The sequence below is a fragment of the Halorubrum sp. AD140 genome (genome assembly GCF_034497445.1).
Lineage (GTDB): Archaea > Halobacteriota > Halobacteria > Halobacteriales > Haloferacaceae > Halorubrum.
Genome location: NZ_JAXRUU010000024.1, coordinates 1 through 26,898 on the forward strand (window position 1 = coordinate 1; position 26,898 = coordinate 26,898).

General features: G+C 70.1%; 25 protein-coding genes and 1 tRNA gene. 20 read left to right on the forward strand and 6 right to left on the reverse strand.

The window, feature by feature from the left end; translation table 11 throughout:
• Window positions 1-185 (reverse strand): aldehyde ferredoxin oxidoreductase N-terminal domain-containing protein (locus U4E84_RS08015; RefSeq protein WP_322531579.1); only part of this gene is annotated, 185 nt, incomplete at its 3' end.
• A gap of 160 nt (window positions 186-345) precedes the next feature.
• On the opposite strand from U4E84_RS08015, the gene U4E84_RS08020 reads away from it, so the two are divergent.
• Entirely contained in the window at window positions 346-1,224 is an 879-nt protein-coding gene (locus U4E84_RS08020) for a hypothetical protein (protein ID WP_322531580.1), read from the forward strand.
• Window positions 1,225-1,783: 559 nt separating this feature from the next.
• Here U4E84_RS08020 and rdfA read toward each other — a convergent pair.
• Together rdfA and U4E84_RS08030 are read right to left on the reverse strand one after the other, a co-directional pair.
• Window positions 1,784-2,401, reverse strand: a complete 618-nt coding sequence (rdfA, locus tag U4E84_RS08025) for a rod-determining factor RdfA (protein WP_322531581.1) — start codon at window positions 2,399-2,401, stop codon at window positions 1,784-1,786.
• A gap of 100 nt (window positions 2,402-2,501) precedes the next feature.
• Entirely contained in the window at window positions 2,502-4,445 is a 1,944-nt protein-coding gene (locus U4E84_RS08030) for an archaea-specific SMC-related protein (protein ID WP_322531582.1), read from the reverse strand.
• Window positions 4,446-5,173: 728 nt separating this feature from the next.
• Between U4E84_RS08030 and U4E84_RS08035 the strand changes: the two genes are divergently transcribed.
• Window positions 5,174-5,626 carry a hypothetical protein gene (locus U4E84_RS08035; RefSeq protein ID WP_322531583.1) on the forward strand — a complete coding sequence of 151 codons (453 nt, stop codon included), beginning with the start codon at window positions 5,174-5,176 and terminating at the stop codon, window positions 5,624-5,626.
• A 66-nt stretch (window positions 5,627-5,692) separates the two neighbouring features.
• Here U4E84_RS08035 and U4E84_RS08040 read toward each other — a convergent pair whose 3' ends face one another.
• Window positions 5,693-6,568, reverse strand: coding sequence for a hypothetical protein (locus U4E84_RS08040; RefSeq protein ID WP_322531584.1), 876 nt, complete (start codon window positions 6,566-6,568; stop codon window positions 5,693-5,695).
• Between the two features lie 148 nt (window positions 6,569-6,716).
• Between U4E84_RS08040 and U4E84_RS08045 the strand changes: the two genes are divergently transcribed.
• Window positions 6,717-7,310, forward strand: a complete 594-nt coding sequence (locus tag U4E84_RS08045) for a class I SAM-dependent methyltransferase (protein WP_322531585.1) — start codon at window positions 6,717-6,719, stop codon at window positions 7,308-7,310.
• 21 nt (window positions 7,311-7,331) lie between these two features.
• Here the strand turns inward: U4E84_RS08045 and U4E84_RS08050 are convergent, their stop codons facing one another.
• On the reverse strand, window positions 7,332-7,838 hold the full coding sequence (locus U4E84_RS08050) for an OsmC family protein (protein WP_322531586.1): 507 nt from the start codon (window positions 7,836-7,838) through the stop codon (window positions 7,332-7,334).
• 166 nt (window positions 7,839-8,004) lie between these two features.
• Between U4E84_RS08050 and U4E84_RS08055 the strand changes: the two genes are divergently transcribed.
• The 16 genes from U4E84_RS08055 (at window position 8,005) to U4E84_RS08130 (ending at window position 22,652) form a co-directional block, all read left to right on the forward strand.
• Window positions 8,005-8,328: a BolA family protein gene (locus U4E84_RS08055; protein ID WP_322531587.1), complete on the forward strand. Its 324-nt coding sequence runs from the start codon at window positions 8,005-8,007 to the stop codon at window positions 8,326-8,328.
• A 10-nt stretch (window positions 8,329-8,338) separates the two neighbouring features.
• Entirely contained in the window at window positions 8,339-8,752 is a 414-nt protein-coding gene (locus tag U4E84_RS08060; RefSeq protein WP_322531588.1) for an EamA family transporter, read from the forward strand.
• A 122-nt stretch (window positions 8,753-8,874) separates the two neighbouring features.
• Window positions 8,875-10,284, forward strand: a complete 1,410-nt coding sequence (locus U4E84_RS08065; protein WP_322531589.1) for a class II fumarate hydratase — start codon at window positions 8,875-8,877, stop codon at window positions 10,282-10,284.
• A gap of 214 nt (window positions 10,285-10,498) precedes the next feature.
• Entirely contained in the window at window positions 10,499-11,158 is a 660-nt protein-coding gene (locus tag U4E84_RS08070) for an NAD(P)H-binding protein (protein WP_322531590.1), read from the forward strand.
• Window positions 11,155-11,565: a DUF6069 family protein gene (locus tag U4E84_RS08075; RefSeq protein ID WP_322531591.1), complete on the forward strand. Its 411-nt coding sequence runs from the start codon at window positions 11,155-11,157 to the stop codon at window positions 11,563-11,565. The genes U4E84_RS08070 and U4E84_RS08075 overlap by 4 nt, the downstream gene beginning before the upstream one ends.
• A complete protein-coding gene (locus tag U4E84_RS08080; protein ID WP_322531592.1) occupies window positions 11,562-12,467 on the forward strand; it encodes an SDR family oxidoreductase in 906 nt (301 codons plus the stop codon). The genes U4E84_RS08075 and U4E84_RS08080 overlap by 4 nt, the downstream gene beginning before the upstream one ends.
• Window positions 12,468-12,543: 76 nt before the next feature.
• The gene (locus U4E84_RS08085; protein WP_322531593.1) at window positions 12,544-13,161 is read left to right on the forward strand and encodes a class I SAM-dependent methyltransferase; all 618 of its coding nucleotides are present in this window, start codon (window positions 12,544-12,546) and stop codon (window positions 13,159-13,161) included.
• 73 nt (window positions 13,162-13,234) lie between these two features.
• Window positions 13,235-14,380, forward strand: coding sequence for an ADP-forming succinate--CoA ligase subunit beta (sucC, locus tag U4E84_RS08090; RefSeq protein ID WP_322531594.1), 1,146 nt, complete (start codon window positions 13,235-13,237; stop codon window positions 14,378-14,380).
• Entirely contained in the window at window positions 14,377-15,246 is an 870-nt protein-coding gene (sucD, locus tag U4E84_RS08095) for a succinate--CoA ligase subunit alpha (protein WP_322531595.1), read from the forward strand. Before sucC ends, sucD begins: the two co-directional genes overlap by 4 nt.
• 105 nt (window positions 15,247-15,351) lie before the next feature.
• Window positions 15,352-17,910 carry a GAF domain-containing protein gene (locus U4E84_RS08100; protein ID WP_322531596.1) on the forward strand — a complete coding sequence of 853 codons (2,559 nt, stop codon included), beginning with the start codon at window positions 15,352-15,354 and terminating at the stop codon, window positions 17,908-17,910.
• 117 nt (window positions 17,911-18,027) lie between these two features.
• Entirely contained in the window at window positions 18,028-18,345 is a 318-nt protein-coding gene (locus U4E84_RS08105) for an ArsR family transcriptional regulator (RefSeq protein ID WP_322531597.1), read from the forward strand.
• Window positions 18,346-18,517: 172 nt separating this feature from the next.
• Window positions 18,518-19,189, forward strand: coding sequence for a deoxyribose-phosphate aldolase (gene deoC / locus U4E84_RS08110; RefSeq protein WP_322531598.1), 672 nt, complete (start codon window positions 18,518-18,520; stop codon window positions 19,187-19,189).
• A gap of 138 nt (window positions 19,190-19,327) precedes the next feature.
• On the forward strand, window positions 19,328-19,735 hold the full coding sequence (locus U4E84_RS08115; protein ID WP_322531599.1) for a DUF2267 domain-containing protein: 408 nt from the start codon (window positions 19,328-19,330) through the stop codon (window positions 19,733-19,735).
• Window positions 19,736-19,817: 82 nt separating this feature from the next.
• Window positions 19,818-19,902 (forward strand) — tRNA-Ser (locus tag U4E84_RS08120).
• Window positions 19,903-20,071: 169 nt separating this feature from the next.
• The gene (locus U4E84_RS08125) at window positions 20,072-21,379 is read left to right on the forward strand and encodes a tRNA (N(6)-L-threonylcarbamoyladenosine(37)-C(2))-methylthiotransferase (protein WP_322531600.1); all 1,308 of its coding nucleotides are present in this window, start codon (window positions 20,072-20,074) and stop codon (window positions 21,377-21,379) included.
• A 58-nt stretch (window positions 21,380-21,437) separates the two neighbouring features.
• A complete protein-coding gene (locus U4E84_RS08130) occupies window positions 21,438-22,652 on the forward strand; it encodes a threonine synthase (RefSeq protein WP_322531601.1) in 1,215 nt (404 codons plus the stop codon).
• Window positions 22,653-22,733: 81 nt separating this feature from the next.
• Here U4E84_RS08130 and U4E84_RS08135 read toward each other — a convergent pair whose 3' ends face one another.
• On the reverse strand, window positions 22,734-24,812 hold the full coding sequence (locus U4E84_RS08135; protein ID WP_322531602.1) for a long-chain fatty acid--CoA ligase: 2,079 nt from the start codon (window positions 24,810-24,812) through the stop codon (window positions 22,734-22,736).
• 108 nt (window positions 24,813-24,920) lie between these two features.
• Between U4E84_RS08135 and U4E84_RS08140 the strand changes: the two genes are divergently transcribed.
• A complete protein-coding gene (locus tag U4E84_RS08140) occupies window positions 24,921-26,828 on the forward strand; it encodes an ATP-dependent DNA helicase (RefSeq protein WP_322531603.1) in 1,908 nt (635 codons plus the stop codon).
• Window positions 26,829-26,898: the final 70 nt, after the last annotated feature.

The following is a 26,898-nucleotide window of genomic DNA, read 5'->3' on the forward strand; positions in this document are numbered from 1 at the left end:
GCGAGCCGGTTGTCCGGTCCCAGCGGGTCGACGTCCGGCCCGGCGTCGAAGAGATACCTCACGCCGAGCCCGCGCGCCCCGATGTATTTCTGCGCATCCTCGTCGTCGATCCCCTGATAGTTGACCGCTCCGTCCCCGAGATCGACCTGTGCGACTCGGTCTCTGTATCCGCCCATTTCAGTCATGGCAGTGTACGGTGCCGTGTTAGCGCTTCTGTATGTTAATTGTTGGCATCACGTGACCGCCTCATCGACGCTGTTGGGTCGAGAGACGCCCGCCGAGGCGCTGCGAGTCGTCGCGGGCCACGCGCCGTACGTTTATCACGCTCGGCGGGTATCTCCGGACATGAACGACTCGAACGCCGTGGTGGACCGGCTTCGGCGGCCGGAGTACACGGGCGAGAATCGGTGTGTGCCGTGCACGGTGCTGAACGTCGCGCTCGCAGTCGTCGCCGCGGTCGCGGCCGCGATCGGCGGGCTCGCCGCGGGTGGACCCTTCGTCGCCGCCGGCACCGGCGGCGGCGTGTTCGCCGTCTCCCTCGGGGCGATTGCGTTGCGCGGCTACCTGGTCCCCGGGACGCCCGCGATCACGCGCCGCTACTTCCCCGACCGGGTTCTCGAAGCGTTCGGCAAGGCCGACTCCGCGCGTCCTGTGCTCGAGTCGGTCGACGACGAGGCGATCGTGTCGACGCTGTCGCGGGCGGGCGTCCTGGCCGAGGCGGGCGACGCCGTCGTGCTCACCGACGAGTTCCGGACGGAGGTTCACGACCGCATCGAGACGGACGGGCCGGACGCGGACGACGTTCGCGGGGCGCTGCACGCGGACGACGTCGAGCCGCTCGGACCGACGTCGTTCGAGGTCGACGGCGAGGGGATCGAGCGCTGGGTCTCGCCCGAGGCGGTCGCCGTGGACGTGGCGCTCGCGGCCGAGCTCGACGACCGTCTCGACGGCTGGACCGACGTCGACTCCGGCGACCGACGTGACGTCTTGGCCGGACTCCGGCTGCGAATCGAGCGCTGTCCCGCGTGCGACTCGCCCACCGAAACCACGGTCGAGCACCTCGACCACTGCTGCCGTCGCCCGCACGTCGCCGTCCAGGCGTCGTGTCTGGAGTGTGATACCCTGCTCGGGGACCACGTGGTGGCCGAGTCCGCAGCGCACACGTGGGTCGAGCGCGTGGACGACGGCGCACCCGCCGACCGGTCAGCGCCGCCATCGCCCTGAGACCACGGGAGAGCGACGCGACCCGCGCCGTCGCCCTCTCCCTACGCGTGACAGAACGAAAGTAATAGTACTCTGATTAGTATTCGTATCTTTGTGTAATATGACACATATACTGACGTGGGGATCTGCAGAAGAGACCACTAAATACAGGTGAATAGAACATAATGTTTGAATTATGATCCGATAATAACGACGGATTGTGTGTAGATCGGCAGATACTAACAAAACACGAGACCCGTCGTCGCCGCGGGCGGTTCAGTTTCGGGTAATACGTCGCGAGTTCGGCAATAGCTACGGTTCGGGACGGTTCTCGCCCGTCTAGACACGGAGTACCGTCGAAGCCGCTCCGCCGAGTACCGGCTGTCGCGCATAACACATCATTTTAACGCACAATATCGTTTTTCGACATATTTGGCGTGTCGAGCTCGATTCACCGATCACAGTCGGGCGACGAGCGACCGACGGCTTGGGAGTGACGGCCACACGTCTTCCTCGACGCGCCCGGATCCCGGAGACGAGTTCGAATCGGGCGCCCGCCTGAGAGGGAGACGCGCTCGAGTCAGTCGTCCGCCGACGTCTCCGACGCACAGCCGCAGCCGCCTCGGCGGATGAGTTCCCCGACCGGCGCGTCCGCTCCGCAGCTGGGACAGACGGCGCGGACGTCGACGAGCACGTCGTAGTCGTCCCGGTCCAGCTCGTCGGCGTTCGCGAGCGACGCGAGCGACGACTCGGTGACCGCGGAGATCCGCCCCTGCAGCTTCTCGATCGTCTCGACCTTTCGGTCGGCGAGCCCCTCGTCGTCGGGGAGACTCGCCCCGCGGTCCCGCGTGAGGTACGTGTGGATCGCCTGGTGAGTGACGAAGTCCCCGGTCAGTCCGTCGACGTCGACTCCCTCGCGTTCGAGGCGACGCCGCGCCCGCGTCGCCTCCGACCCGGCGTCGCTCCGGAGCGCCTCGTACGTACTCGGCACCTCCACGGCGAGCGACGCGACGCCGGCGTCTCGAAGCGCCGCCTCCAACACCGCCTCGTTGAACTCGTCGGCTAGGTCCCGCAGGCTCGTTCGTTCGCCCGTCTCGCCGGTCCACGCGGCCTCCAGCGTCGCGCCCATTCCGCCGAGGCCGCGCTCGTCGATCACCCGCGCGACCTTCGTGTTCGAACCCCCGCGCTCGTCGGCCATACCCGACGTTCGGGAGCTTCCATTACAAATGTAACGATGTAACGTTCTGTAGCGTTCGAAGGGGGAGCGAGCCGCAGTCGACCCGGGGGCCCAGGGCCGGTCAGTCTATCTGCTCGACGTACGCGTACTTCTCGGGCAGCGCGGCGGCGTCCTCGGGCAGCAGCGCGGCGACGAGGTACTCCGCGTGTTCGCGGAAGTAGTCGACCACCCGCGCGATCCGGTCCGAGTCGATCGCTTCGAGCGAGTCGAGGATCACGAACGGCACCGTCTCGTGGACGTCGTGAACCAGGTACCCCGCGAGCGCGAACACCAGCCCCGTCACCTCTCGCTCGCTCTCCGACAGGTGCTCGACCGCGTCCTCGTAGCCCGTCCCGTCCGACGACGAGCGCACGATGTGTAACTCGAATTTGGTGCGCGTCACTTTCCGGCGCCCCTCGCGGACCTCCGTCTCCCGACGCTCGATCCAGATCCGATCGAGGTTCTCGTACTGCAGGATGTCGAGCACCGTCGCCATGTGCTGGTTGAACGCCTCGACCGCCTCCTCCTCGATCCGGTCGACCCGCGTGCGCAGCTCCGTCAGCCGCTCTGCGAGCTCCTCGCGGTCGGCCGCTAGCTCCTCCCGCTCGTCGATCGCCGCCTCCCGCTCGTCGATCGCTTCGTCGAGCTCGTCGAGCTCGTCCTCGAGCCGTTCGATCCGCAGCTCGATCCCGTTCGCCTCGCGGTACAGCTCCAGCGTCTCGTCGTACCCCTCCGTCTCGATCGACTCGGCGTCCGCCTCCAGTTCCGCGATCTCCTCGCGTTTCGCCTCGATCCGCTCTTCGAACTCCGCGATGCGCGACTCGGTCTCGCCGATCTCCGACTCGACCGCGTCGAGCCGCTCTTCGGCGCGCTCGATCTCGCGGTGCGTCTCGCGGATCGCGGACTGCTCGTCGGTGAGCTCCTGGATCTCGGTGCGGACCTCGTTGCGCTCGTCGAGCTTGTCCGACCGAAGCCCCCGAAGCCGGTCGATGGTCGCCTCGATCTGGTCGGTCTCGACCTCGGAGCCGCAGGTCCAACACACCGTCCGGTCGCCGGCGGTCAGGGCGTCCGTCGGGTCGTCGACGACCGTGTCCGCCGCGACTCGATCCCCGTCGACGGCCGGGGGCGATCCCTCCAGTATCTCCTCGTTGAAGCTGATGACGCTGCCGAGCTCGTTGATCGTGTCGTCGAGCGCGCGCTGACGGCGGCGCAGCTCCTCGATACGACCGGCGAGCCGGTCCGGGTTCTCGTCGGGCTCGTCCGCCGACTCGATCGTCTCCTGGAGCTCCTCGCGTTCCGCCTCCAGCTCCGCGAGCGTCGAGCGCTCCGTCTCGAGGTCGAACTCGAGGTCATCGAGGTCGGAGCGCGCGTCACGGACCCGCTGGAACGCCTCCTCCAGCTCCCGCTTGCGCGTCCGACTCTCTTCCACGCCGGAGTCGAGCTCGTCGAGCTCCGCTCGCACCGACTCCAGCTCCGATTCGGCCGCCTCCAGCTCGTCGGCCGTCTCGCGGCGCTCGGCCTCCAGGTCGGAGAGCTCGCGCTCGAGGCCGTCGAGCCGCTCGATCTCGTCCTCGAGCTCGTCGCGTTTTCGCCTGCACTCGCGGATCTCCGCGTCGATCGCGTCGGTGTCGATGGGCCGCATGATGATCTCCCGGAGGTCGTCCCCGCGGGCGACCGCGCGGCGCGCCTCGTTGTTCTCCAGGAGGAACGCGAACAGGTCCGCGAGCTCGGGGTCGTCGAGGTAGGGATCGCCGCCGAACGCGACCGAGTCGCCGCGACGGGTCAGCGTCCGCGTGTACGTCTCGCCGTCGAGTTCGAGCGTGACGGCGCCCTCCTCTGCGTCCGCCTTCAGCGAGCTCCGGCGGCTGCCGAGCCCGGCCATCAACGCCTGAAGGAAGGATGTCCGGTTCGTCGCGTTTCGCCCGGTCAGGATCGAGACGCCCTTCGAGAGGTCGACCGACGCCTCGTCGATCCCGCCGACGTTCCGCACGTCGACGTGGACGACCGGTTTCGTGACTTGATCCATCAATATGTTCCGGTAACGACACTCACGATGTTAAATCTATCTTTTATCCACGTGAGATGCGCGCGTGACCTCGGACCCGTCATCACGGTACTCGGCGATCACGGGCGTCTCGCGAGCGCCCCGGCCCGCCGTCGCTGAGAGAGACGCGTCGCGAGACGGCGCTGTCGGGACGCTCTCGAGACTACCTTATAAATAAATATTACTGATATGAAACCGGAATCATAGTAAATAGTATATGAAATCGAGTGGGAGAGCGCCAGGGTCATCTCTGCGGTGTCGCATCTGACGAAGCCTCCATTCGCCCACTAGATCGAGCGGAAGTGAAGTCGTACCGGACGGGAATCGTTATCGCAGCGACTACACCAGATCGGTGAGGGTAACCTCAGATGTGTACGGAAGATACGACTATGCCTTACATAAAACGTATTATAAACTAAAAATGTCCTTATTTTATGGAGAATTAGGCAGAAAAAATGAAATGGTCGAAAAACACATCCGGCTGTGGAACGACGGCACGCCGCTCGCCGGAGAGCCGCGTCTCTTCCAAAGTATAATTTATATATTATAACTTGGATATTGATATATAGCAACGATCCGTTGTCCGTCGTCCGTCGGTCCGTACGACGGGTACACCGTAATCCGCCCGCCGAACGTCGTTTCCGAGAGGCGACGATTCGATTCGAGCGTCTGACAAAAATGTAATACGGATGGGGGTGTCTCGTGAACGCATGGTGAAGAGTACGGTTCGGTTTCCCGAGGCGGTGATCGGCGAGATCGAATCGCTCGTCGAGAGCGGGCAGTTCGAGAGCAAATCCGAGTTCTACCGGTTCTCGACGGACTACGTGCTGAATCAGGTGCTCGACGACTACGAGCCGGAGACGATCGATTACGAGGACATCAAAGCGGAGGTGATGCCGCGCGCGGAGCGAGAGCTCGGGGGCGACGCCGACGCAGACCACCCGCCCTTCTTCGAGTCCGTGTCGTTCGTCAGGAAGCTCGCGCTCCGCGGGAACGTCAGCGACGCCGAGGACTTCATCGACCACCAGTACGTCCCGAGCGACCGCCACGCGATCGTGCTCGAGGAGCTGCTCCGGCTGTATCGCGCCGAGGCGGCCGCCTTGCCGAGAGGGGTCGCCCCGGAACGCGAGCCGCGTGGCGCGCCGGAGGATCCGCAACGGTGACCGCGCCCCGTCGGTGACCGGCGACAGGCGCGCGCTGTTCGCGAGTCAGTCGCGTCGAATCGATAGTCAGTCGCGTCGCATCGAGATCCCGGAGTAGCCGCAGGCGTCACACGAGAGTGTCTCGCTGGCGCCGAACCGGTAGGTCGACAGCGACGCGCCACAGCGCGGACAGGGATCGCCCGCCGCGAGGGGCGGGGCGTGACGGACGCCGGCGACGACGAGCCGGACGGCGAGCGCGTCGGCGGCCGTCTCGTCGACCGTACCACCCCAGATCACGTTGGCGTCGTCGCCGATCCGCTCGCGCACCGCCGCGATCACGTCGGTCGCGGCGGCGATGCTCGTGGCCGGGTCCACGACGACGTCGACGAGCACCGCGCTCGCGTCGGTCGCGTCGATGCCGGCGGGGAGCCCGTCGAAGGCCCTCGAGACCGCGCTCGCCGGCGCATCGCGGTCGGCGGTCCCCGTTCCCAGCGCCGCGACGCCCGAAGAGAGTACCGTCTCCGCGTCGGTGAGGTCGAGGTTGACGAAGCCGGGCTCCTGGACCGTCGCGAGGAACGAGCCGATCGCCGCCTCGACGTCGGCGCCCTCGGCGAGCAACACCGCGTCGACGGCCTCGCGAACCGCCGACAGCGCGTCGGCGCCGGTCCCCGATGGGACGACGGCGACCGTGAAGGCGTCGAGCCCGGCGAGCGCGCGGAGGCTCTCGGTCGACTCGCCGAGACCCTCGGGATCGAGGGCGACGACGACCGCCGCGGTCGGAGACGCGGTGGACCCTTCGGTCGACGCACCGGTCGGTTCGGCGAGGAGCTCCGCCACCGGCGCGTACCGCGCGTTTCGAAACGTCGAGCCGGCGAGCCGGTCGGCGTAGGCTCCGAGGCCGCAGACGACGACGGAGCCGCCGAGGGCGTCGGCCGCCTCGCGCAGGTCGTCCCGGTGGGACATCTGGGAGGGTCGTTTCGGCTCCGACGACAAACCCCTTCCCACTCGCGCGTCGAGCGAGCCGGGCGGCTCTCGGGTTCGGCGTCGCGCGGACCCAGACCGCTAAGCGCAGGACCCCAATCGCTAAGCCCGGCCGATCGCTACGCTCCGCATGGACCGCTTCCGGAACACGGGACAGCCGGACTGGGACTGGTGGGGACGGATCTGGCCGACGCCGGGCGACACCCTCAGGCGGCTCGGCGTGACACCGGGCGACCGCGTCGCCGAGATCGGCTGCGGGAACGGCTACTTCGCCCTGCCGGCCGCGCGCATCGCCGGTCCGGCGACGGTCTACGCCGTCGACCTCGACGAGTCGCTGCTCGCGGAACTGGCGGGGCTCGCGGAGGCGCAGGGGATCGAGAACGTCGTCCCGATCCGCGGCGACGCCAGAGAGCTCGACGTCCTCCTCCCCGAGCCGGTCGACCTCGCGCTGCTCGCGAACGCCTTCCACGGGATCGACGACCGGGCCGCGTTCGTCGCGGGCGTCGCCGCCGCGCTCGCCCCCGACGGGCGGTTCGTCGTCGTCAACTGGCGCGACCGGCCGCGCGAGGAGACGAGGGTCGGCGGCGAGCCGCGGGGACCGCCGACCGAGCTGCGGACGGGTCCCGACGAGACGCGGCGCGCGGTCGAGGACGCGAGCGACCTGCGGCTCGCCCGCGAGGTCGACCTCCCGCCGTTCCACTACGGGCTCGTCTTCGAGCGGTGAGGCGGGTCGGATCGCGGCACCCTACGAGAACTCCCACGTGGTCTCCGGCTCGGGCGCGTCCGCGAGCGTCTGGTGCACCACGCAGTACCGCTCGGTGTACTTCTGAAGCGCCGCGCGGGTGTCCTCGTCGAGGTCGCCGTCGACGGTGACGTCGAGGCGTATCTCCTCGAAGCCGACCCGGACGTCGTCGTCGATGCCGAGCGTCCCGCGGAGGTCGAGGTCGCCGCTCGCCTCCACGCTGACGTCGACGTCGACGCCGAAGTTCTCCGCGACGGCCTGCGCGGTCAGCTGCGAGCAGGCCGCCAGCGCGCCCAACAGGAGGTCGCCCGAGCACGCCGCCGCGCCGGGACCGCCCGCGCCCTCGTGGAGCTCCGCCTCGTAGATCGCGCGGCCGATGTCGACGCTGCAGGATCGCACGTCGTCCTGCTCCGCTCCCGTCGCGGTCAGGGTGATCTTGGCCGCGTCCGGGTTCTCTTCGTACTCGCGTTTCAGGGGCTCCTGCTCCTCTCGTAAGTTAACGTCTGACATGCTCGTCTCCCGATACCGGGACCGGCGAAAAGAAGCTTGCGCCGCCACCTCCCGGGCGGTGACCGCCCGCGGCGGCCAGGCGACCGCTCGGGGCCGCCACGCGAGGGTCCGTCGCCGCCACGCGACCATGCGGTCGCTTTTTGCCGCGCCGGGCCCGAGTCGGAGTATGACAATCGAGCCGGCCGAAGTCGAAGCGCTCGTCGAAGCGGGGATCCCTGACGCCGTCGCCCGCGTGACGGCGCCGCGCGTGCACGACGACGAGGAGGAAGACGCGCACTTCGCGGCGGTCGTGGTCTCGCCCGTCTTCGCGGGCGAGTCACTCGTCGACCAGCACCGACGCGTGTACGACGCCGTCGGCGATCACATGACTCGATCGGTTCACGCGCTGGAGATCAAGACGTACACGCCCGAGGAGTACGCCGAGTACGGCGACGGACGCCTCGCGTCGGACCTGCGCGAGGCCGGGCTGTTCCCGATCGAGGGGGAGTGAGGTCCGACCGGTGAACCACGTCGTCGGACTCGCGCTCATCGGCGCGGTCGCGTGGGGGTTCTGGGCGGTACTGGCGGACGTGGCGACGCGGTCGATGGCGCCGGAGGCGGCGATGGTCGTCTCGTACACGGTCGGCATCGGCGTCGCCGGTCTGTACATCCTCTACCGGGGGACGACCGTCCTCGGGACCGACCCGACCGCGATCGGGATCGCGGCGATCGCGGGCGTCGCCTCCGGGATCGGCGCGATCGCGTACTACGCCGCGCTGGAGGCCGGCGCCGCGGGCATCGCGACGACGATCACGGCGCTGTACTTCGTCGTCGCCGCCGTCCTCGGCGTCGTCTTCCTCGGGGACTCGGTCGCCGCGAGCGACGTCGCCGGCGTCGGCGCCGCCGTCGCCGCGGTCGTGCTGATCGCGTACTGACCGGCGGCCGCGACCGCGGTCGCGCACTGACCGGACACGGCACCGCGGTCGCGTCTTCCGCCGTCCCGGCGGGGCAACCCGCATTCAATACCTTTTACACCGTCTCGCGGGAAGCGTCGCGCATGGGCGAGGACTACCGCACGGAGGAGGACAGCCTCGGCGAGATGCAGGTGCCGGCCGACGCCTACTGGGGCGCACAGACCCAGCGCGCCGTCGAGAACTTCCCGATCTCGGGGATCCCGATGAGTCGGCGGTTCATCCGCGCGCTCGGCGTCGTCAAGAAGGCGGCCGCGCAGGCGAACCGCGACCTCGACCTGCTGGAGGCGGACACCGCGGAGGCGATCGTCGCCGCCGCCGACGAGGTGATCGCCGGCGACCACGACGACCAGTTCCCGGTCGACGTGTTCCAGACCGGCTCGGGCACCTCCTCGAACATGAACGCCAACGAGGTGATCGCCAACCGCGCCGCCGAGATCGCCGGCGCGGAGATCGGCGACCGCGTCGTCCACCCGAACGACCACGTCAACTACGGGCAGTCGAGCAACGACGTGATCCCGACCGCGATGCACGTCGCCGCGCTCGAGGCGGTCGAGAAGGACCTGGTGCCCGCGCTCGAGACGCTCCACGCCGAGCTGGAGGCGAAGGAGGCCGCGTTCGACGGCGTGGTCAAGACGGGCCGCACGCACCTCCAGGACGCGACCCCGATCCGGCTCGGCCAGGAGTTCGGCGGCTACCGGACGCAGGTCGCGAAGGGGATCGACCGCGCGACCGACGTGCAGTCGAACCTGCGCGAGCTCGCGCTGGGCGGCACCGCAGTCGGGACCGGCCTCAACACCCACCCCGACTTTCCGGCGCTCGCGGCGGAGTACATCTCCGACGAGACGAACACGGCGTTCCGCGAGGCCGACAACCACTTCGAGGCGCAGGCGGCGCACGACGCGATGGCGGAGGCGCACGGCGCGCTCCGGACGGTCGCCGGCAGCCTCAACAAGATGGCCAACGACCTACGGCTCCTGGCCTCGGGCCCCCGCAACGGGCTCGGCGAGGTCGAGCAGCCCGAGAACCAGCCCGGCTCGTCGATCATGCCCGGGAAGATCAACCCGGTCGTCGCCGAGTCGGTGAACCAGGTCCACAAGCAGGTCGTCGGCAACGACGCCGCGATCGCCGCCGGCGCCGCCCGCGGCGAGATCGACCTGAACCTCTACAAGCCCGTCATCGCGCACAACTTCCTCGAGTCCGCCGAGCTGCTCTCGAACGCCGCGGCGACGTTCGGCGAGCGCTTCGTCGCGAAGCTGGAGGCCAACGAGGAGCACTGCGAGACGCGCGTCGAGCAGTCGATGGCGCTGGCGACTGCGCTGAACCCCGCGATCGGCTACGACAAGGCCTCGAAGGTGGCGAAGAAGGCGCTCGCGGAAGGCAAGAGCGTCAGGGAGGTCGCCGTCGCCGAGGGGTACCTCACCGAGGAGGAGGCCGACGAGGTGCTCGATCCCGAGGCGATGACGCACCGCGTCATCCTCGGGGACGACGACTGAGATCGGCGACGGCTGAGACCGGCGACGACTGAGATCGGCGACGGCTGAGACCGGCGACGACTGAGACCGGCGACGGCTGAGACCGGCAACGGCTGAGACCGGCAACGGCTGAGACTGGCGGGGCCGATTCCGCCGAACACGAGGCACCGGCGCGGGCTCGGAACTCCCGCTATCGGAGTCGCACGTATTTACTCTCGGAGTCCGTACCGGCGGTATGCGCATCGCAGTCTTCGGCGCGACCGGTCGAACCGGGCGCCCGCTGGTCGAACAGGCGCTCGAACGCGGACACGAGGTCGTCGCCCTCGCCCGGGACCCGAGCGGGCTCCCGGCGACGGTTCGAGACGACGGCCGAGTCACCGTGATCGAGGGCGACGTCACCGACGCCGCGGACGTCGACCGGGCCGTCGGCGGCGACGGGGATCCGGTCGACGCCGTCGCCAGCGTCCTCGGGCAGACGCCGGACGGCCCCGACGACCTGCTGACGGTCGCCGGCCGCCACCTGCTCGCCGCGATGGACGACCACGGCGTCGACCGGCTCGTGACGCTGGTCGGGGCGGGCGTCCGCGAGGAGGGCGAGTCGGTGTCGCTCGGCGGGCGGGTCATGGAGTCGCTGTTGAAGCTGCTGGCCCGCGCGGCGCTCGAGGACGCCCGCGACCACGTCGAACTGGTCCGCGACAGCGACGTCAGGTGGACCGTCGTCCGCGCCCCGCGGCTCACCGAGGGCGCTCACACGGGCGAGTTCGAACACGGGACCGAGCTCCGGTTGGGGATGGGCGACACCGCCGCTCGCGCGAACGTCGCGGAGTTCGTGCTCGACTGCCTCGAGGACGACCGATACGTCGGCCAGATGCCGAAGATCGCGGACGCGCGATGAACGCCGCACCCGCCGCTTCCCGGTCGCCGTCCCTCACGGTGCGGGGCGCGCTCGCCGTCGCGCTCGCCGTCCTCGCAAACGTGGCGCTCGTATTCGTCGCGGAGGCGTTGGCTGTCGCCCCCGACTTCCGCGCGCTGACTGTCCCGCCCGTCGCGTTCCTGTCGGCGGTCGGGGCGGGCGGAGCGACCGTCGTCTACTGGCTCTTCGGTCGGTTCTTCGGTGACGCCGAACGGGTGTTCGTCCGGGTGGCCGCCGGCGTCCTGCTCGTCTCGTTCGTTCCCGACCTCGCGCTGCTCGCGGTCGATCCGACCGCGACCCCGCTCGCCGTCGTCCTTCTCATGGCGATGCACGTGGTCGTCGCCGCGGCGGCGGTCGGCGCGCTCGTCTACTGGAGGGCCGACCGGTGACGAAGTCGATACTCGTCACCGGCGCGACCGGGACCGTCGGCGGACACGTCGCGCGGGAACTCGTAGAGGCCGACGCGGCGACCGACGCCGACGTCGCGGTCCGCGCCGGAGTGCGGTCCGTCGACCGGGCCCGCGGGTCGCTGCCCGCGGCGGTGGAGCCGGTCGCGTTCGACTTCGAGAAGCCCGAGACGTGGGGCGCGGCCTTCGAGGGCGTCGACGCGCTCTTCCTGGTCCGACCGCCGGAGATGGCCCGCGTCCACCGGCACGTCACGCCGGCCGTCGACGCGGCCGAGCGGGTCGGCGTCGAGCACGCGGTCTTCCTCTCGGTGCTCGGCGCGGAGAAGAACCCGCTCTTGCCCCACCGTCGCATCGAACGACACCTCGAGGAGGGCGGGCTCTCGTACGCGTTCCTCAGGGCCTCCTTCTTCATGCAGAACTTCTCCGAGGTCCACCGGTCGGACGTCGCCGAGCGCGACGAACTGTTCGTTCCGGCCGGCGACGGCGAGACCAGTTTCGTCGACGCCAGGGACGTCGCCGCGGTCGGCGTCGAGGCGCTCGTCGACCCGGCACACCGGAACCGCGCGTACGACGTGACCGGTCCCGAGGCGCTCACCTACGACGAGGCCGCGGCGGTCTTCTCGGACGCGCTGGGCCGAGAGATCGCGTACGCCGACCCGGGGCTCGTCGAGTTCCTCGTCTCGTCTGTCCGCCGCGGCGTCTCGCCGTCGTTCGCGCTCGCGCAGGCGGTGATCTACACGACCGCGCGCCTCGGCCTCGCCGGTCGGGTCAGCGACGACGCCGAGCGGGTGCTCGGGCGCCCGCCGCGCTCGCTCTCGGAGTTCGTCCGCGACCACGCCGCGGCGTTCGATCCGAACGTAGCGTCCGGGTCGAAACCTCGTTGATGTCGGTCGGAAACGCGTCCCTCGTGAACGCCGGGCCGTATCACCGCTCGGGGCCGAACGGGCGACGGGCCGAGGGATGAGCGGATCCGTCACGCCGCCCGAGCGACCGCTGGTCCACGTGTACGACGCGGCCTACGCCGGCGTTCCGAACTGGGACATCGGCCGACCGCAGCGGGCCTTCGTCCGGCTTCTCGACGCCGGACTCGTTCGGAGTCCGGTCCTCGATGTCGGGTGCGGGACGGGCGAACTGTCGCTGCTACTCGCCCGGCAAGGCTACGACGTTCTCGGCGTCGACCTCTCGCCGCTGGCGATCCGACAGGCCACTGAGAAGGCTCGCTGGCGGCGGATCTCCGCGCAGTTCCTCGTCTGGGACGCGTTGGACCTCTCGCGGTTCCGAGCGGCCGGTCTCTCGTTCCAGACCGTCGTCGACTCCGCGATGTTCCACGTCCTCGGAGACCATGAGCGCGATCTGTTCGTCGCCGGCCTCGGCGACGTCGTACGACCCGGCGGACTCTACTGCGTCCTCGGCGACGCCCGAGCCGGCGAGGGGGAGATCTACGGCCTCACGCCGGACGAACTGCGGACCCGGTTCGAGAACGCCGGCGGCTGGGAGGTCGCCTTCGAGTTTCGAACCGTCTTCGAGCGACGCTGGAGCAGCAACCCCGCTTACTTCGTCGGCGTCCAGCGACAGTGAGTTGTCGACCGGAGCGCGGTCGCTCGCGCGGATCGGCACCATTTAAGCCGCCGTCGGTCGGCAATTAACACGGATGAAGTTACACGAACATCAGGCGAAGACCATCTTCGCGGACGCCGGGATCCCGGTGCCGGACTCCCGGCTCGCGACGACCGTCGAGGGTGTGCTCGACGCCGTCGACGAGATCGGCTACCCGGCCGCGATCAAGGCGCAGGTCCACGTCGGTGGGCGCGGAAAGGCCGGCGGGATCAAGATCGCGACCGACCGCGACGAGGCCGAACAGTACGCCGATGAGATCCTCGGGATGGACCTGAAGGGGTACACCGTCGACTCGGTGCTCGTCGAGGAGGGCGTCGACTTCGTGGACGAGCTGTACGTCGGCGTCACGATGGACCGCGGCGAGGGCCGGCCGGTCCTGATGGTGTCGACCGAGGGCGGCGTGAACATCGAGGAGGTCGCCGCGGAGAGCCCCGACGCGATCGCGCGCGAGCACGTCGACCCCGCGTTCGGACTCCACCCGTACCAGGCCCGCAAGGTCGTGTACGACGCCGGCGTCGACGCCGACGTCGCCCTCGACGTCGCGTCGATCCTCTCGACGCTGTACGACCTCTACGAGGCGAACGACGCCTCCGAGATCGAGGTCAACCCCGTCATGATCACGAGCGACCGCGACGTCGTCGCCGCCGACGCCGTGATGAACATCGACGAGGACGCGCTGTTCCGTCAGCCCGAGCTCGCCGAGCTCGCCGAGGAGTCCTACGAGGACGACTTAGAGCGGAAGGCCGGCGAGTACGGCTTCGACTACGTCCGGCTCTCGGGCAACGTCGGCATCATCGGCAACGGCGCCGGACTCGTGATGACGACGCTCGACCTGGTCGACTACTACGGCGGCGAGCCCGCCAACTTCCTCGACATCGGCGGCGGCGCGAAGGCCGAGCGCGTCACGCAGGCGCTCGACATGGTCTTTTCCGACCCCAACGTCGACAGCGTCGTGTTCAACATCTTCGGCGGGATCACCCGCGGCGACGAGGTCGCGAAGGGGATCAACGAGGCGCTCGCGGAGTTCGACGAGATCCCGAAGCCGGTCGTCGTCCGGCTCGCGGGGACCAACGCCGAGGAGGGGATGGAGATCCTGAACACCGACCTGATCGAGGTCGAGGAGACGCTGGAGGACGCGGTCCAGCGCGCGGTGCAGAACGCGGAGGAGGTGACCCAATGAGTATTTTCGTCGACGATGACACCAGAGTGGTGGTGCAGGGTATCACCGGCGGGGAAGGGAAGTTCCACGCCGGCCAGATGATCGAGTACGGCACCAACGTCGTCGCCGGCGCGGTGCCCGGCAAGGGCGGCCAGGAGGTCGACGGCGTCCCCGTCTACGACACCGTCGACGAGGCCGTCGAGGCGGAGGACGCCGACGCCTCCGTGGTCTTCGTGCCGCCGGCGTTCGCCGCCGACGCGGTCTTCGAGGCGCTCGACACCGACCTCGACCTCGTCGTCGCGATCACCGAGGGGATCCCGACCCAGGACATGGCGAAGGTGAACAAGCGACTGAGCGAGACCGACACCCGACTCATCGGCCCGAACTGTCCCGGGATCATCACGCCCGGCGAGGCGAAGCTCGGCATCCTCCCCGGCAACATCTTCGCGGACGGCAACGTCGGGCTCGTCTCCCGCTCGGGCACCCTCACCTACCAGGTCGTCGACAACCTCACCGAGCGCGGGATCGGGCAGACGACTGCCATCGGCATCGGCGGCGACCCGATCATCGGCACCTCCTTCATCGACGCCCTGGAGGCGTTCGAGGCCGATCCGGAGACCGACGCCGTCGTGATGTGCGGGGAGATCGGCGGCGAGGACGAAGAGCAGGCGGCGAAGTTCATCGGCGAGCACATGGACACGCCGGTCGCCGGCTTCATCGCCGGGCGAACGGCCCCGCCGGGCAAGCGGATGGGTCACGCGGGCGCCATCGTCTCCGGCTCCGGCACGGGCACGGCGCAGTCGAAGATCGACGCCCTCAACGACGCGGGCGTCCCCGTCGGCGACACCCCCGAGGAGGTCGCCGACCACGTCGAGGACTTCCTGTAGGGCGTCCGTCGGGGGGACGGGGGCGGCCCCGCCGGCGTCGACCGCGGTTCTCACGTCTGACTATCGGAGCGAAAAGTAAATCTTCCTGAGATGTGTGGTGTGTCCATGGATCACGGTACCGGGGACGCCCGCGGGGGGTCGAGGGGCGGGCTCTTCCGTGGGTCAGAGCCGGCCGGCGGCGGTCCGCGGCGGGTGTTGTTCGTCGACGACGAGCCCGGCGCCGCCGACCTCGCGGCGACGCACGTCGCGCGGCTGGTGGACGGGGTCGAGACCCTCACGCGGACGTCGCCCGAGGACGCGCTCGCGGCGGTGGAGTCGGAGCGCGTCGACTGCGTCGTCAGCGACTTCGACATGCCCGGCCGCGACGGGCTCGAACTGCTCACCCGGGTCCGCGCGGTCGATCCCGGGATCCCCTTCGTGCTGTTCACGGGGAAGGGGTCGGAGGAGATCGCGAGCGAGGCGATCTCCGCCGGGGTGACGGACTACCTCCAGAAGGGAGCCGGGCGGGACCGGTACGAGATGCTCGCGAACAGCGTCGAGAACGCCCTCGACCGGCGGCGGGCCGAGCGAGACCTCCGGGAGGTGAACGCGAAGGTCACCGCGATCCACGAGTTCGCGGCCGAGGTCTCGGCCGCCGAGACGGTCGACGAGGTGTTCGACCGCGTCGTCGACGCGGCACAGGAGATCCTCGCGTTCGACCGCTGCGTGAGCGCAAGACGGCGCGGCGACCGTCTCGTGCCCGCCTCCCTCTCCGAGAGCGTCACCGAAGACGAGGTGCGGGAGTTCGCCCTCGGCGAGGGGGTGGTCGGGACCACGGCCGCCGAGGAGCGGACGATGGTGATCGACAACCTCAGCGTCGACCCGGCCGACCCGAACGAGCTGGAGGACCCGGAGAACTGCGGCGGACCAGCGCCCGGCGATCGCAGCGCCGACCGGGCGGCGGTCACCGAGGAGCACGAGGTGGCGGACCCTGTCGCCGACGACATCCGCTCCGCGATCAGCGTTCCGATCGGTTCGTTCGGGGTGTTCCAGGCGGTCTCCGACGGGTACGCCGCGTTCGACGGCGGCGACGTGGAGTTCGCGGAGCTGCTCGCCGCGCACGCGGCGGACGCGATCGAGCGGATCGAGACGGAGAACGCGCTCCGCGCGGAGCGCGATCGGCTGGCGGCGCTGTTCGAGGACCTGCCCCTGCCGGCCGCGCGGACGGAGGCCGTGGACGGCGGCGACCGCCGCCTCGACGCCACGAACGACGCGTTCAGGGAGACGTTCGGGTACGCCGAGGCGGAACACGGGTACGACGAGGTCCGCGCGGCCATCGTTCCCGACGGCGACGCGGCCGTGAGCCCGGAGGCCGTCCTCGACGCGGACGAGCCGCTTCGAACCGAGGTCCGCCGCCGGACGACCGACGGAGTCCGCGATTTCATCCTCAACGTGATCCCCGTCGACGGGTCCGGGGAGACGGTCATCTACAACGTGTACGCCGACATCGGCGAACAGAAGCGGATCGAGCGGACGCTCCGGCGGCTCCACGAGACGACCCGCGAGATGTTCCGGGGCGAGGACCGCGAGGAGATCGCCGCGCTCGCGGCCCGTACGGCCATCGACATCCTGAAGTTCCCGAACAGCGCCGTCCGCCTGTACGACCCCGACGCGGAGGAGCTGTCGCCGACCGCGATCAGCAAGGAGGCGACCGCCGCGCTCGGCGAACGTCCGGCGTTCGGCCCCGGTGACGGTCGGATATGGGAGACGTTCGAGACCGGCGAGCCGATCGTCGTCGACGACCTCGACGCAGTCGACACCGCCGTCGGCTACGGGGACCTGCGGAGCCTGCTCGTCGTCCCGCTCGGCGACCACGGCGTGATGCCGTTCGGCTCGCGCGAACCGGGGTTTTTCGACGAGACCGCCGTCCAGCTGGCGCGGGTGCTCGGCGCGAACGTCACGGTTGCGCTGGACGGCGCCGAGCGCACGGCGCAGCTCCGCGACCGCGACGCCGCCCTGAAACGGGAGATAGACAGGCTGGAGAAGTTCGCGGGGCTCGTCTCTCACGACCTCCGAAACCCGCTCAACGTCGCGAGCGGCCGGCTCGAACTGGCCCGCGAGCGGGTCGGCGGCGAGAGCGCCGACGCAGATCGCGCGCACGAGGAGCTCGACCGCGTCGAAGACGCGCACGACCGGATGGCCGAGCTCATCGACGACCTCCTCGCGCTGGCCCGACAGGGCCGGACCGTCGACGAGCGCGAGCCCGTCGACCTCGGCGACGCCGCGAGGCGCGCGTGGGCGACCGTCGACACCGAGACCGCCGCGCTCGACGTGCTAGACGAGTCGGTCACGGTGGAGGCGGACCCGGAGCGCCTCCGGACGCTGCTGGAGAACCTGTTCACGAACAGCGTGGAACACGGTTCCAGTGACAGCCGGGCGACGCCCGCCGATCCCCCGGCGATCACCGTCACCGTCGGCGCGCTCCCGGACGGCTTCTACGTCGCGGACGACGGGACCGGGTTCGACGTCGACCCCGAGGAGGCGATCGAGTACGGGACCTCCGGCGACCCCCACGGAACCGGGTTCGGCCTCGCGATCGTCCGCGAGGTCGCGGCCGCACACGGCTGGACGCTCGCGATCGACGACGGCGACGGGGCGCGGTTCGAGTTCCGGACCGACGACTGACGGGGCGAGACGGAGCCTTGGTCCGGGCTGTAACGGTACATAAAACGACGGGGTCACGTGCGTGGGTCGCGCACACCCGGGCCACGGTTATGCCCGGCTCGCCCGTCTCCGTGAGACATGGACGAAGGTACCCGCGAGCTGCTCGCGCCGCTCCCGCCGAGCGCCAAACTGGTGTACTACGTCCTCGACGAGGAGGGCCGGTTCGACCAGACCGGACTCGCCGAGGAGACCCGCCTCTCCACCAGAACCGTCCGGTTCGCGGTGGAGAAGCTCACCGAAGTGGGACTCGTCGAGGAAGGGCTGTGCCCCCGCGATGCCCGCCGGTCGGTGTACGCGCCGGTCCCCGAGTCCGAGCGCCCGACGGAGTCCGATCCCGAGGCCGCCGCTGAGCCCGACGCAGACGCGCCCACGGCGGCCGCGGTCGCCGAGGACTGAGGCCGGGCGAACGGCCGCAACGCGGGTCTCGTCGAGACCGCTGCCGAGGTCGTCACGGCGGGATCACGCGTGACGGGACACCTCATCGATTCCGAGCTCTCCGCGGCCGGCGAGGGACCGACACGTTTCGATCGGCCGACATCCTTACCATCTCGGACGCGAGTCGAGAACCATGTCACTAGAAGACACGCTCCGAGACGACCCCGAACGGATCGCGTCGATTCTCGACCACACGAACGTCGATCCGACCGCGACCGAAGCGGCGGTCCGGACCCTCTGTGAGGAGGTCCTCGAGTACGGGTTCTGCTCGGCCGTCGTCGTCCCGTACCACGCGCCGCTCGCGAGCGAGCTGCTCGACGGGGACGCGAACGTCGTCGCCGTGATCGGGTTCCCCTACGGGATACAGAACTCGGCGGCCAAGCGGAGCGAAGTCGAAGCGCTCCGCGGGCACGTCGACGAGTTCGACATGGTGATGAACCGGACCGCGTTCGCGAACGGCGACCGGGAGTCGGTCGTCGACGACGTCGAAGCGGTGAAAGAGGCGGTCGGAGCGAAGACGCTGAAGTGCATCATCGAGTCGCCCGCCCTGACGCGGCCCGAGATACGGCGGGCCGCCGCGCTCGTCGAAGAGGGCGGCGCCGACTTCGTCAAGACCGCCGTCGGGTACGACGGGCCGACGGACGCCGCGGAGATACGGGCGATCCGGGAAGCGACCGGTCCGGACACGCAAATAAAGGCGTCGGGCGGGATATCCACCTTCGAGGAGGCCCTCGAGATGGTGGCCGCGGGGGCGACTCGGATCGGCGCTTCCTCGAGCGTGGAGATCTACGAATCGACGCAGTGACGCGGCGGCGGTCGGTCTGAGGACCCGCCGGGGCCGGCCGTTCCTAGTCCCCCGACGACGAGAACGGGCCGGTCGCTCGTTTCCAGACGGTGGGAACGTTCAAGTCTATTGACAACCTCTCGGCGAGTGGACACGCTCATGAACTTCGACGAATTCACCGGCGAAGTACAGCACAGGCTCGAACTGCCCGGGACGGGCGAGACGGTTCGGGCGATCCGAGCGACGCTCATGACGCTCGGGCAGCGGATTCCCGAGGGGAACGCGGAGGACCTCGCCGCCTCGCTGCCCCTCGAGATCAAGTGGTACCTGACCGGCGCGGTCCACGAGCACGGCCAGCGCTTCGACTGGCAGGAGTTCGTCGAGCGAGTGAGCGAGATAGAGGGGGCGGACCCGGCCGACGCGGCCTATCACGCCCGGGTGATCGTGGACGTCGTTCAGTCGCAGGTCCCCGAGTCGGACTTCTACCAGCTCCGAGACCTGCTTCCCGAGAGCGAAGACACCGAGAACTGGGGGAGCCTCTTCGAGCTCGTCGACGACGAGAACTGAGGCGAGTCGGCGCTCGCTTCGCCGGTCAGGAAACGTCGTCACGCGTTCGCGGCCCGCCGCGGTCGGTCGGGACCGCTCGCTCGGTGGGATGACGGAGCGGACGAACGTGCCTGCCTGGAACGCAGGTGGCCGGAAGGCCTCGTGGGTTCGAATCCCAGCACCCATCGCACGCGCGCGGCGCACGCCGCGCCGCGGGCGTCTCGTGCGTGGTTCGAATCAGAGAGCGACCGGTCGGGAGCGACCGTGGTTCGAATCCCACAGCCACCGTGCGCGCGTGGCGCATTCGACCCCGATCCGTCGTCCTTTTGCCCGCGGGTCGGTTACTACACACACTCGATGGCGACGTATCACATCGAAACCTACGGCTGTAGTTCGAACCGGGGCGAGAGCCGAGCGATCGAGCGCGCGCTCCGCGACGGCGGGCACCGGCCTGCCGACGGACCCGAGGACGCCGACGTCGCCATCCTCAACACCTGCACGGTCGTCGAGAAGACGGAGCGGAACATGCTCCGACGCGCCGAGGAGCTCCAGGAGACGGCGGCCGACCTCGTCGTCACCGGCTGCATGGCGCTCGCGCAGGGCGACGCCTTCCGCGAGGCCGGGATCGACGCCGAGATCCTCCACTGGGACGAGGTGCCGACGTACGCGCTCAACGGCGAGTGCCCGACGACCACGCCCGACGCCGAGCCGGTCCTCGACGGCGTGATCGGTATCCTCCCCATCGCCCGCGGCTGCATGAGCAACTGCTCGTACTGCATCACGAAGTTCGCGACCGGCCGTGTCGACTCCCCGTCCGTCGAGGAGAACGTCGAGAAGGCCCGCGCGCTGGTCCACGCGGGCGCGAAGGAGATCCGCGTCACGGGACAGGACACCGGCGTCTACGGCTGGGACGACGGCGAACGAAAGCTCCCGGAGCTGCTCGACCGCATCTGCGACATCGACGGCGAGTTCCGGGTGCGGCTCGGGATGGCGAACCCCGGCGGGGTCCACGGGATCCGCGAGGCGCTCGCGGACGTGTTCGCCGAGAACGAGGAGCTGTACGACTTCGTCCACGCGCCGGTCCAGTCCGGCTCCGACGACGTGCTCGCGGACATGCGCCGGCAGCACCGCGTCGAGGAGTTCCGCGAGGTCGTGGCGGCCTTCGACGACCGGCTCGACCACTGGACGCTCTCGACCGACTTCATCGTCGGCTTCCCCACGGAGAGCGAGGCCGACCACGAGCGGTCGATGGACCTCCTCGCGGAGGTCCGCCCGGAGAAGATCAACGTCACCCGCTTCTCGAAGCGCCCCGGCACCGACGCCGCCGACATGAAGGGGCTCGGCGGGACCGTCAAGAAGGAGCGCTCGAAGGCGATGTCGGAGCTGAAGATGACGGTCGTCGGTGAGGCGTACGAGTCGATGGTCGGCGAACGGTACGAGGTGCTCGTCGTCGAGGAGGGGACCGGCGACTCCGTGAAGTGCCGCGACTCCGCGTACCGACAGGTGATCGTCCAGAACGCGACCGACCGCGGGGTCGCCGTGGGCGACTTCCTGGAGGTCGAGGTGACCGGACACAACACCGTGTACGCGTTCGGCGAGCCGACCGGAGCGCGCGGCGCCGTGGAGGGCGACGACGGCGCGGAGTCGACGCCGTCGTCGGCGTGAGACGCCCCGCGCCGGAGAGACGAGAACGTATACCCGTCTGGGCGTCGCAGGGGTCGTCATGTCACTCTCCGTGAGCTGTTACCGGTGCGGTGAGCGGTACGAGGACGACGCCCGCGTCCGGTGCGCGTGCGGGGAACCGCTCTGGGTCGACGCGCGGCCGGCGGGGTTCACGTGGGACGACTGCCGCGACCGCGGCGGCATGTGGCGCTACGAGGCGTTGCTTCCCGTCGACCGACCGGACGGGGTCGCTCGCGCCGCGGGCGGGACGCCGCTCGTCAGGAGCGCCGGTCTCGACGAGGCGGCCGGCTGTCGGGTGTACGTCAAAGACGAGGGCGAGAACCCGACCGGCGCGTACAAGGACCGGGGGAGCGCCGTGGCGGTCCCACACGCGGTCGCGACCGGCGACGACGTCGTCGGCACGGTGTCGTACGGGAACATGGCGATCAGCACCGCCGCCCACGCGACCAGCCTCGACCGGGAGTGTATCGTGCTCGTTCCGCGCGATATCGCGCCGGAGCGGCTGGCGCTCATCGCTCAGTACGAGCCGACGGTCGTGCGGGTCGGCGGCGAGTACGGCGCCCTCTACGGGGACGCGCTCGACCTGTCCGAGCGGCTCCCGATCGAGATCCTCCTCAGCGACGCACCGACTCGGGTCAGCGGGTACGAGACGGCCCTGTTCGAGATATGCGAGGCGTTCGCTCCCGAGACGCCCGACGTGATCGCGGTGCCGGCGAGCTCCGGCGGGTTCGCCTCGGGGATCTGGCGCGGGATCCGCGACCTGGAGGCCGCGGGGCTGCTCGCGGAGCGACCGCGCCTGTGTCTCGTCCAGACCGCCGCCGCCGACCCGATCACGCGGGCGTTCGAGGACGGCTCGACGGACCCGACGTCGATGTCGCCCGACGAGACCGGCGAGACGATCGCTCACTCGATCGGGAACCCGAACCCGCCGAGCGGCGCCCGCGCGCTCGCCGGCGTGCGGGAGACCGACGGCGCCGTGGTGTCCGTCACGGACGACGAGATCCGGACCGCGAAGCGCCAGTTCGCCGTCGAGGGCGGCTTCTGTGTCGAGCCGGCGTCCGCGGCGACCCTCGCGGGCGTGGCACGCCTCGCGGAGCGGGGGGAGATCGCCCCCGACGAGTCGGTCGTCCTCGTACCGACCGGAACGGGCTTCAAGGAGCTCGGAACCGACGGCGCGTCGGTCGAGACCGAGACGACGCGCCGGGAGGACCTGTCGGAGCTGCTCGAGTCGCTGCTCCCGCCGCAGAGCGGCTGACCGGTTCGCTCCACTCGCCGACGTCGGCGAGCCCGACGGCACCGGCGCGGAGCCCGGCGGCACCGCCACGCTGCCCGACGGTTACTCCTCGTATATCAGGTCTATCTCGTCGGCGAACCGGTCGAGGATGTTCCGCCGCTTCTTCTTCATCGTCGGCGTGAGGAGGTCGTTCTGCTCGGTGAACTCTTCGGGGACCAGCCGGAACCGCTTGATCCGCTCGTACGGCTCGAACGCCTCGTTCACGCGGTCGACCTCCGCCCGGATCCGCTCGCGGACGCGGTCGTCCCGGCAGATCGCCGTCCGGTCGTCCGGGAGGTCGACGCCGCGCGCGTCCGCCCACGCGTCGACGCGCTCGAAGTTGGGGACGATCAGCGCGGAGACGAACTTTCGCCCGTCGCCGAGCACGACGCACTGCTCGACGAACTCGTTGGCGGCGAACCGGTCTTCGATCGGCCCGGGCGCGACGTTCTTCCCGGTCGAGAGCACGAGCAGCTGCTTCGCGCGCTCGCGGAACGCGAGGTACCCGTCGGGGCGGAGCTGGACGATGTCCCCCGTGCGGAACCACGGCTCGTCGGGGTCGCCGCCGCGGTCGGCGGGGGGCGCGCCCGCGACGGTCGCGTCCGCGGGGAGCCGGTCGGGCTCGGTGAACGCCTCGGCGGTCGCCTCCGGCCGGTTCCAGTAGCCGTCGGTCACCTGCGGGCCGCGCACGAGCAGCTCTCCCACGTCGCCGGAGACGCCCGCGACCTCCTCGCCGACGACCGTCCCGTCGACCGCGACCTCGGTGTCGACCACCGGCGGGCCGATGGTGCCGACCGCCGGCTCCTCGGGCGGGTTGACGCTGATCACGGGCGAGGTCTCCGTGAGCCCGTACCCCTCCAGGATGGGCAGGTCCATGCCGTGGTACAGCGCGCACAGCTCCGCGGACAGCGACCCGCCGCCGGAGATGAAGAAGTCCACGTCGCCGCCGAGCGCCTCCCGGACCGACGAGAAGACGAGCCTGTCGGCGACCGCCCGCTTCGCGTCGAGCAGCGCGCCCGGGTCGTCGGCCTCGTGGTGGGCCCGTCCCACTCCGACCGCCCACTCGAAGACGCGCTCTCTCACCGACGACTCGCTCGCCTGCTCGCGGATCGCGTCGTACAGCTTCTCGTAGACGCGCGGGACGCTGGTGGTCGTCGTGGGCCGCACGAGCCCGAAGTCCTCGCGGAGGGTGTCCGGGCTCTCGGCGTACCCGACCGTCGCGCCCGCGGCGAACATCATGTAGTGGCCGGCCATCCGCTCGAAGACGTGCGCGAGCGGGAGGAAGGACAGGGTGGTCGACTCGGCCGAGATCCCCGGCACGCCCGGGTCGCGGTCCGGGCGGTCGGCGAAGCGGCGGTAACACTGCGAGACGTTGTCGCGGAAGTTCGCGTGGGTGAGCCGGACGCCCTTCGGCTTCCCGGTCGTCCCGGAGGTGTAGATGAGGCTCGCGAGGTCGTCCACGTCGACCGCGTCGATCCAGCCCTCGTAGGCGTCCGCGTCGAAGGCGTCGGCGCCCAGCTCGTGAACCTCGCCGAGGGTGTACACGTCGTCGGCGCCGAGGGCGAGGCCGTCGCCGCCTGCCGCGTCCTCGCCGCCAACCGCGTCGCCGAAGTCGATCCCGCCCGCGTCCACGTCGTCGAACGAGACGATCGCGTCGAGGTCGTGCGAGAGGTCGCCGGCGACGGCGAGCACCTCCTCGAGGAGGTCTCGGTCCTCGACGACGACGACGGTCGCGCCCGGGTCCTCCAGCAGGTACCTGACCTGGTCGGACGACGAGGAGGCGTACACGGTCGTCACGACCGCGCCGGCGGCCAGCGCCGCGAAGTCGGTCTGGGCCCACTCCATCCGCGTCTCCGCGTACAGGGCGACTCGGGTGTCGTCGGCGACGCCGATCTCGCGCAGGCCCGCGGCGAGGTTCCGGACGACGCCGCGCATCTCGGCGTAGGTGATGCCGGCGTACTCGCCGTCGGGCGCGGGCTGGACGACGCCATCCGAGACGAGCGAGCGGTCGTAGACACCGCCCTTGTACCGCTGAGCGGTCCGGTCGGCGTTTCTCTCGGCCGACCGCTCGAAGGTGCGCGGGAGCGTCTCGCGGGCGACGACGTCGTCCGCGAACGCCCGCTCCGCCTCCTGCCAGTACATGCCACGACGGTCCCGCCGGACCCTCATAAACAGTCCGGTGGTTTCGAGTTCATTTCGGGCAGATGCGGAACGCGAGGGTTTAATCCCGGGAGGGCGCGAGAGTCCCCTGTGGACCCCGACCGGATCCCCGCCGAGTTTCCCGCCCCGAGCTTCCGCGGCGCGCAGGAGCGGGCGCTCGCCGACATCCGCGACGCGTTCGCCGCCGGCAACGAGGTCGTCCTCGTGCGCGCGCCGACGGGCAGCGGCAAGTCGCTGCTCGCGCGGGCGGTGATGGGCGCGGCCGCGACGGTCGACGAGACGGCGCCGAGCGAGGCGACGGGCGCCTACTACACGACGCCGCAGGTGTCGCAGATCGACGACGTCGAGGCGGACGACCTGCTCGACGACCTGGCGGTCATTCGAGGAAAATCGAACTACGACTGCATCCTCCCCGGCGAGCACGACACGCCCGTCAACCGCGCTCCCTGCGTCCGTCAGCGGGGGTTCGACTGCTCCGTGAAACACCGCTGTCCGTACTTCTCCGACCGAGCGATCGCCTCCGGAAACCGGTACGCCGCGTTGACGTTGGCGTACTTCATGCGCACAGCGGGCTCCGAGGTGTTCCGGAAACGGGATGTCGTCGTGATCGACGAGGCCCACGGGCTCGCCGAGTGGGCGGAGATGTACGCGACGATCGAGCTCTCGCCCGACCGCGTCCCCGTCTGGGACGACGTGAGCGTCCCCGACGTCGAGACCGACGCCGGTCCCGAAGAAGACGCGCTCGACCGCACCGCCCGATTCGTCGCCTCGCTGCGCGACGTGGCGAAGCGGGCGAAAGACGAGCTGACGGGCCGGCCCGAGCTCGACCGCGAGGAGGTGGCCCGCCGAGACCGACTGGGAGAGCTGATAAGCGAGCTGGGGTGGTTCTTAGAGGACTACCGCGACCCGGAGTCGCCCACGACGTGGGTCGTCGACCAGCCCGACGGGGCGGGATCGTCGCTGGCGATCAAGCCGCTGGACCCCGCCCGCTACCTCCGACACACGGTGTGGGACCGCGGGAACCGGTTCGCCCTGCTTTCGGCCACCATCCTCTCGAAGGAGGCGTTCTGTCGCGGTGTCGGGCTCGACCCGGCCGACGTCGCCCTCGTCGACGTTCCGCACACGTTCCCGCTCGAACATCGGCCGCTGTACGACGTGACGCGGGGACCGATGACCTACGAGCACCGCGACGAGACGGTGCCGAAGATCGCCCGCCTGATCGTCCGGCTCATGGCCGAACACCCCGACGAGAAGGGGCTGATCCACGCGCACTCGTACGACATCGCCGGGCGGCTCACCGAGCTGCTGGGCGAGTTCGGCGTCGCCGCACGGGTTCGACGGCACGGGCGCGCCGACAGGGACGCGGAGCTCTCGGCGTGGCGCGCGAGCGACGACCCCGAGGTGTTCGTCTCCGTGAAGATGGAGGAGGCGCTGGACCTGAAGGGCGACCGCTGCCGCTGGCAGGTGGTGTGTAAGGCGCCGTACCGGAACACGAACGACTCGCGCGTCGCCCGCCGGCTCGCCGACGACCAGTGGGCGTGGTACCACCGGACCGCGCTGCGGACCGTGATCCAGGCGTGCGGCCGCGTCGTCCGCGCGCCCGACGACTACGGCGCGACGTACCTCGCGGACGACTCGCTCCTGGACCTCTTCGACCGCGCGGAGTCGGACACGCCGCCGTGGTTCCGCGACCAGATCGACGCGATGACGACCCCCGAACTCCCCGAGTTCGACCCCGCCGCCGCGCTCGCCGGGATCGACGCGGCGCCGGCCGGTCCGTCTCGGGCGAGGCGGGAGCGGAGAACCGGCGGGGCGGGGCGCTCCGCGAACCGCGGCGGCGCCGGCGGTGACGGAGCCGACGCGTCCGACGCCGGCCGCTCCGGAGCCGACGACCGAACGGGCGCGCGTGGCGGCGAGGCCGCGACCCGGACCCGATCGGAGGCCGACGCCGACCGGCGCGAGAACCACCCGCTCTCGGACGTCTGGGGCGACGGCTGAGCGACGCGTCGAGCCGGCCGGACGTTCCGTCGGTTACAGTACCGAGATGCCCCAGGCGGCCATGGAGCTC

What these genes read in the sequence shown, in the direction of transcription:
- U4E84_RS08020 (WP_322531580.1), top strand. Translation starts at nt 346, where the DNA reads ATGAACGACTCGAACGCCGTGGTGGACCGGCTTCGGCGGCCGGAGTAC.
- rdfA (WP_322531581.1), bottom strand. Translation starts at nt 2,401, where the DNA reads ATGGCCGACGAGCGCGGGGGTTCGAACACGAAGGTCGCGCGGGTGATC.
- U4E84_RS08030 (WP_322531582.1), bottom strand. Translation starts at nt 4,445, where the DNA reads ATGGATCAAGTCACGAAACCGGTCGTCCACGTCGACGTGCGGAACGTC.
- U4E84_RS08035 (WP_322531583.1), top strand. Translation starts at nt 5,174, where the DNA reads ATGGTGAAGAGTACGGTTCGGTTTCCCGAGGCGGTGATCGGCGAGATC.
- U4E84_RS08040 (WP_322531584.1), bottom strand. Translation starts at nt 6,568, where the DNA reads ATGTCCCACCGGGACGACCTGCGCGAGGCGGCCGACGCCCTCGGCGGC.
- U4E84_RS08045 (WP_322531585.1), top strand. Translation starts at nt 6,717, where the DNA reads ATGGACCGCTTCCGGAACACGGGACAGCCGGACTGGGACTGGTGGGGA.
- U4E84_RS08050 (WP_322531586.1), bottom strand. Translation starts at nt 7,838, where the DNA reads ATGTCAGACGTTAACTTACGAGAGGAGCAGGAGCCCCTGAAACGCGAG.
- U4E84_RS08055 (WP_322531587.1), top strand. Translation starts at nt 8,005, where the DNA reads ATGACAATCGAGCCGGCCGAAGTCGAAGCGCTCGTCGAAGCGGGGATC.
- U4E84_RS08065 (WP_322531589.1), top strand. Translation starts at nt 8,875, where the DNA reads ATGGGCGAGGACTACCGCACGGAGGAGGACAGCCTCGGCGAGATGCAG.
- U4E84_RS08070 (WP_322531590.1), top strand. Translation starts at nt 10,499, where the DNA reads ATGCGCATCGCAGTCTTCGGCGCGACCGGTCGAACCGGGCGCCCGCTG.
- U4E84_RS08075 (WP_322531591.1), top strand. Translation starts at nt 11,155, where the DNA reads ATGAACGCCGCACCCGCCGCTTCCCGGTCGCCGTCCCTCACGGTGCGG.
- U4E84_RS08085 (WP_322531593.1), top strand. Translation starts at nt 12,544, where the DNA reads ATGAGCGGATCCGTCACGCCGCCCGAGCGACCGCTGGTCCACGTGTAC.
- sucC (WP_322531594.1), top strand. Translation starts at nt 13,235, where the DNA reads ATGAAGTTACACGAACATCAGGCGAAGACCATCTTCGCGGACGCCGGG.
- sucD (WP_322531595.1), top strand. Translation starts at nt 14,377, where the DNA reads ATGAGTATTTTCGTCGACGATGACACCAGAGTGGTGGTGCAGGGTATC.
- U4E84_RS08100 (WP_322531596.1), top strand. Translation starts at nt 15,352, where the DNA reads ATGGATCACGGTACCGGGGACGCCCGCGGGGGGTCGAGGGGCGGGCTC.
- U4E84_RS08105 (WP_322531597.1), top strand. Translation starts at nt 18,028, where the DNA reads ATGGACGAAGGTACCCGCGAGCTGCTCGCGCCGCTCCCGCCGAGCGCC.
- deoC (WP_322531598.1), top strand. Translation starts at nt 18,518, where the DNA reads ATGTCACTAGAAGACACGCTCCGAGACGACCCCGAACGGATCGCGTCG.
- U4E84_RS08115 (WP_322531599.1), top strand. Translation starts at nt 19,328, where the DNA reads ATGAACTTCGACGAATTCACCGGCGAAGTACAGCACAGGCTCGAACTG.
- U4E84_RS08125 (WP_322531600.1), top strand. Translation starts at nt 20,072, where the DNA reads ATGGCGACGTATCACATCGAAACCTACGGCTGTAGTTCGAACCGGGGC.
- U4E84_RS08130 (WP_322531601.1), top strand. Translation starts at nt 21,438, where the DNA reads ATGTCACTCTCCGTGAGCTGTTACCGGTGCGGTGAGCGGTACGAGGAC.
- U4E84_RS08135 (WP_322531602.1), bottom strand. Translation starts at nt 24,812, where the DNA reads ATGTACTGGCAGGAGGCGGAGCGGGCGTTCGCGGACGACGTCGTCGCC.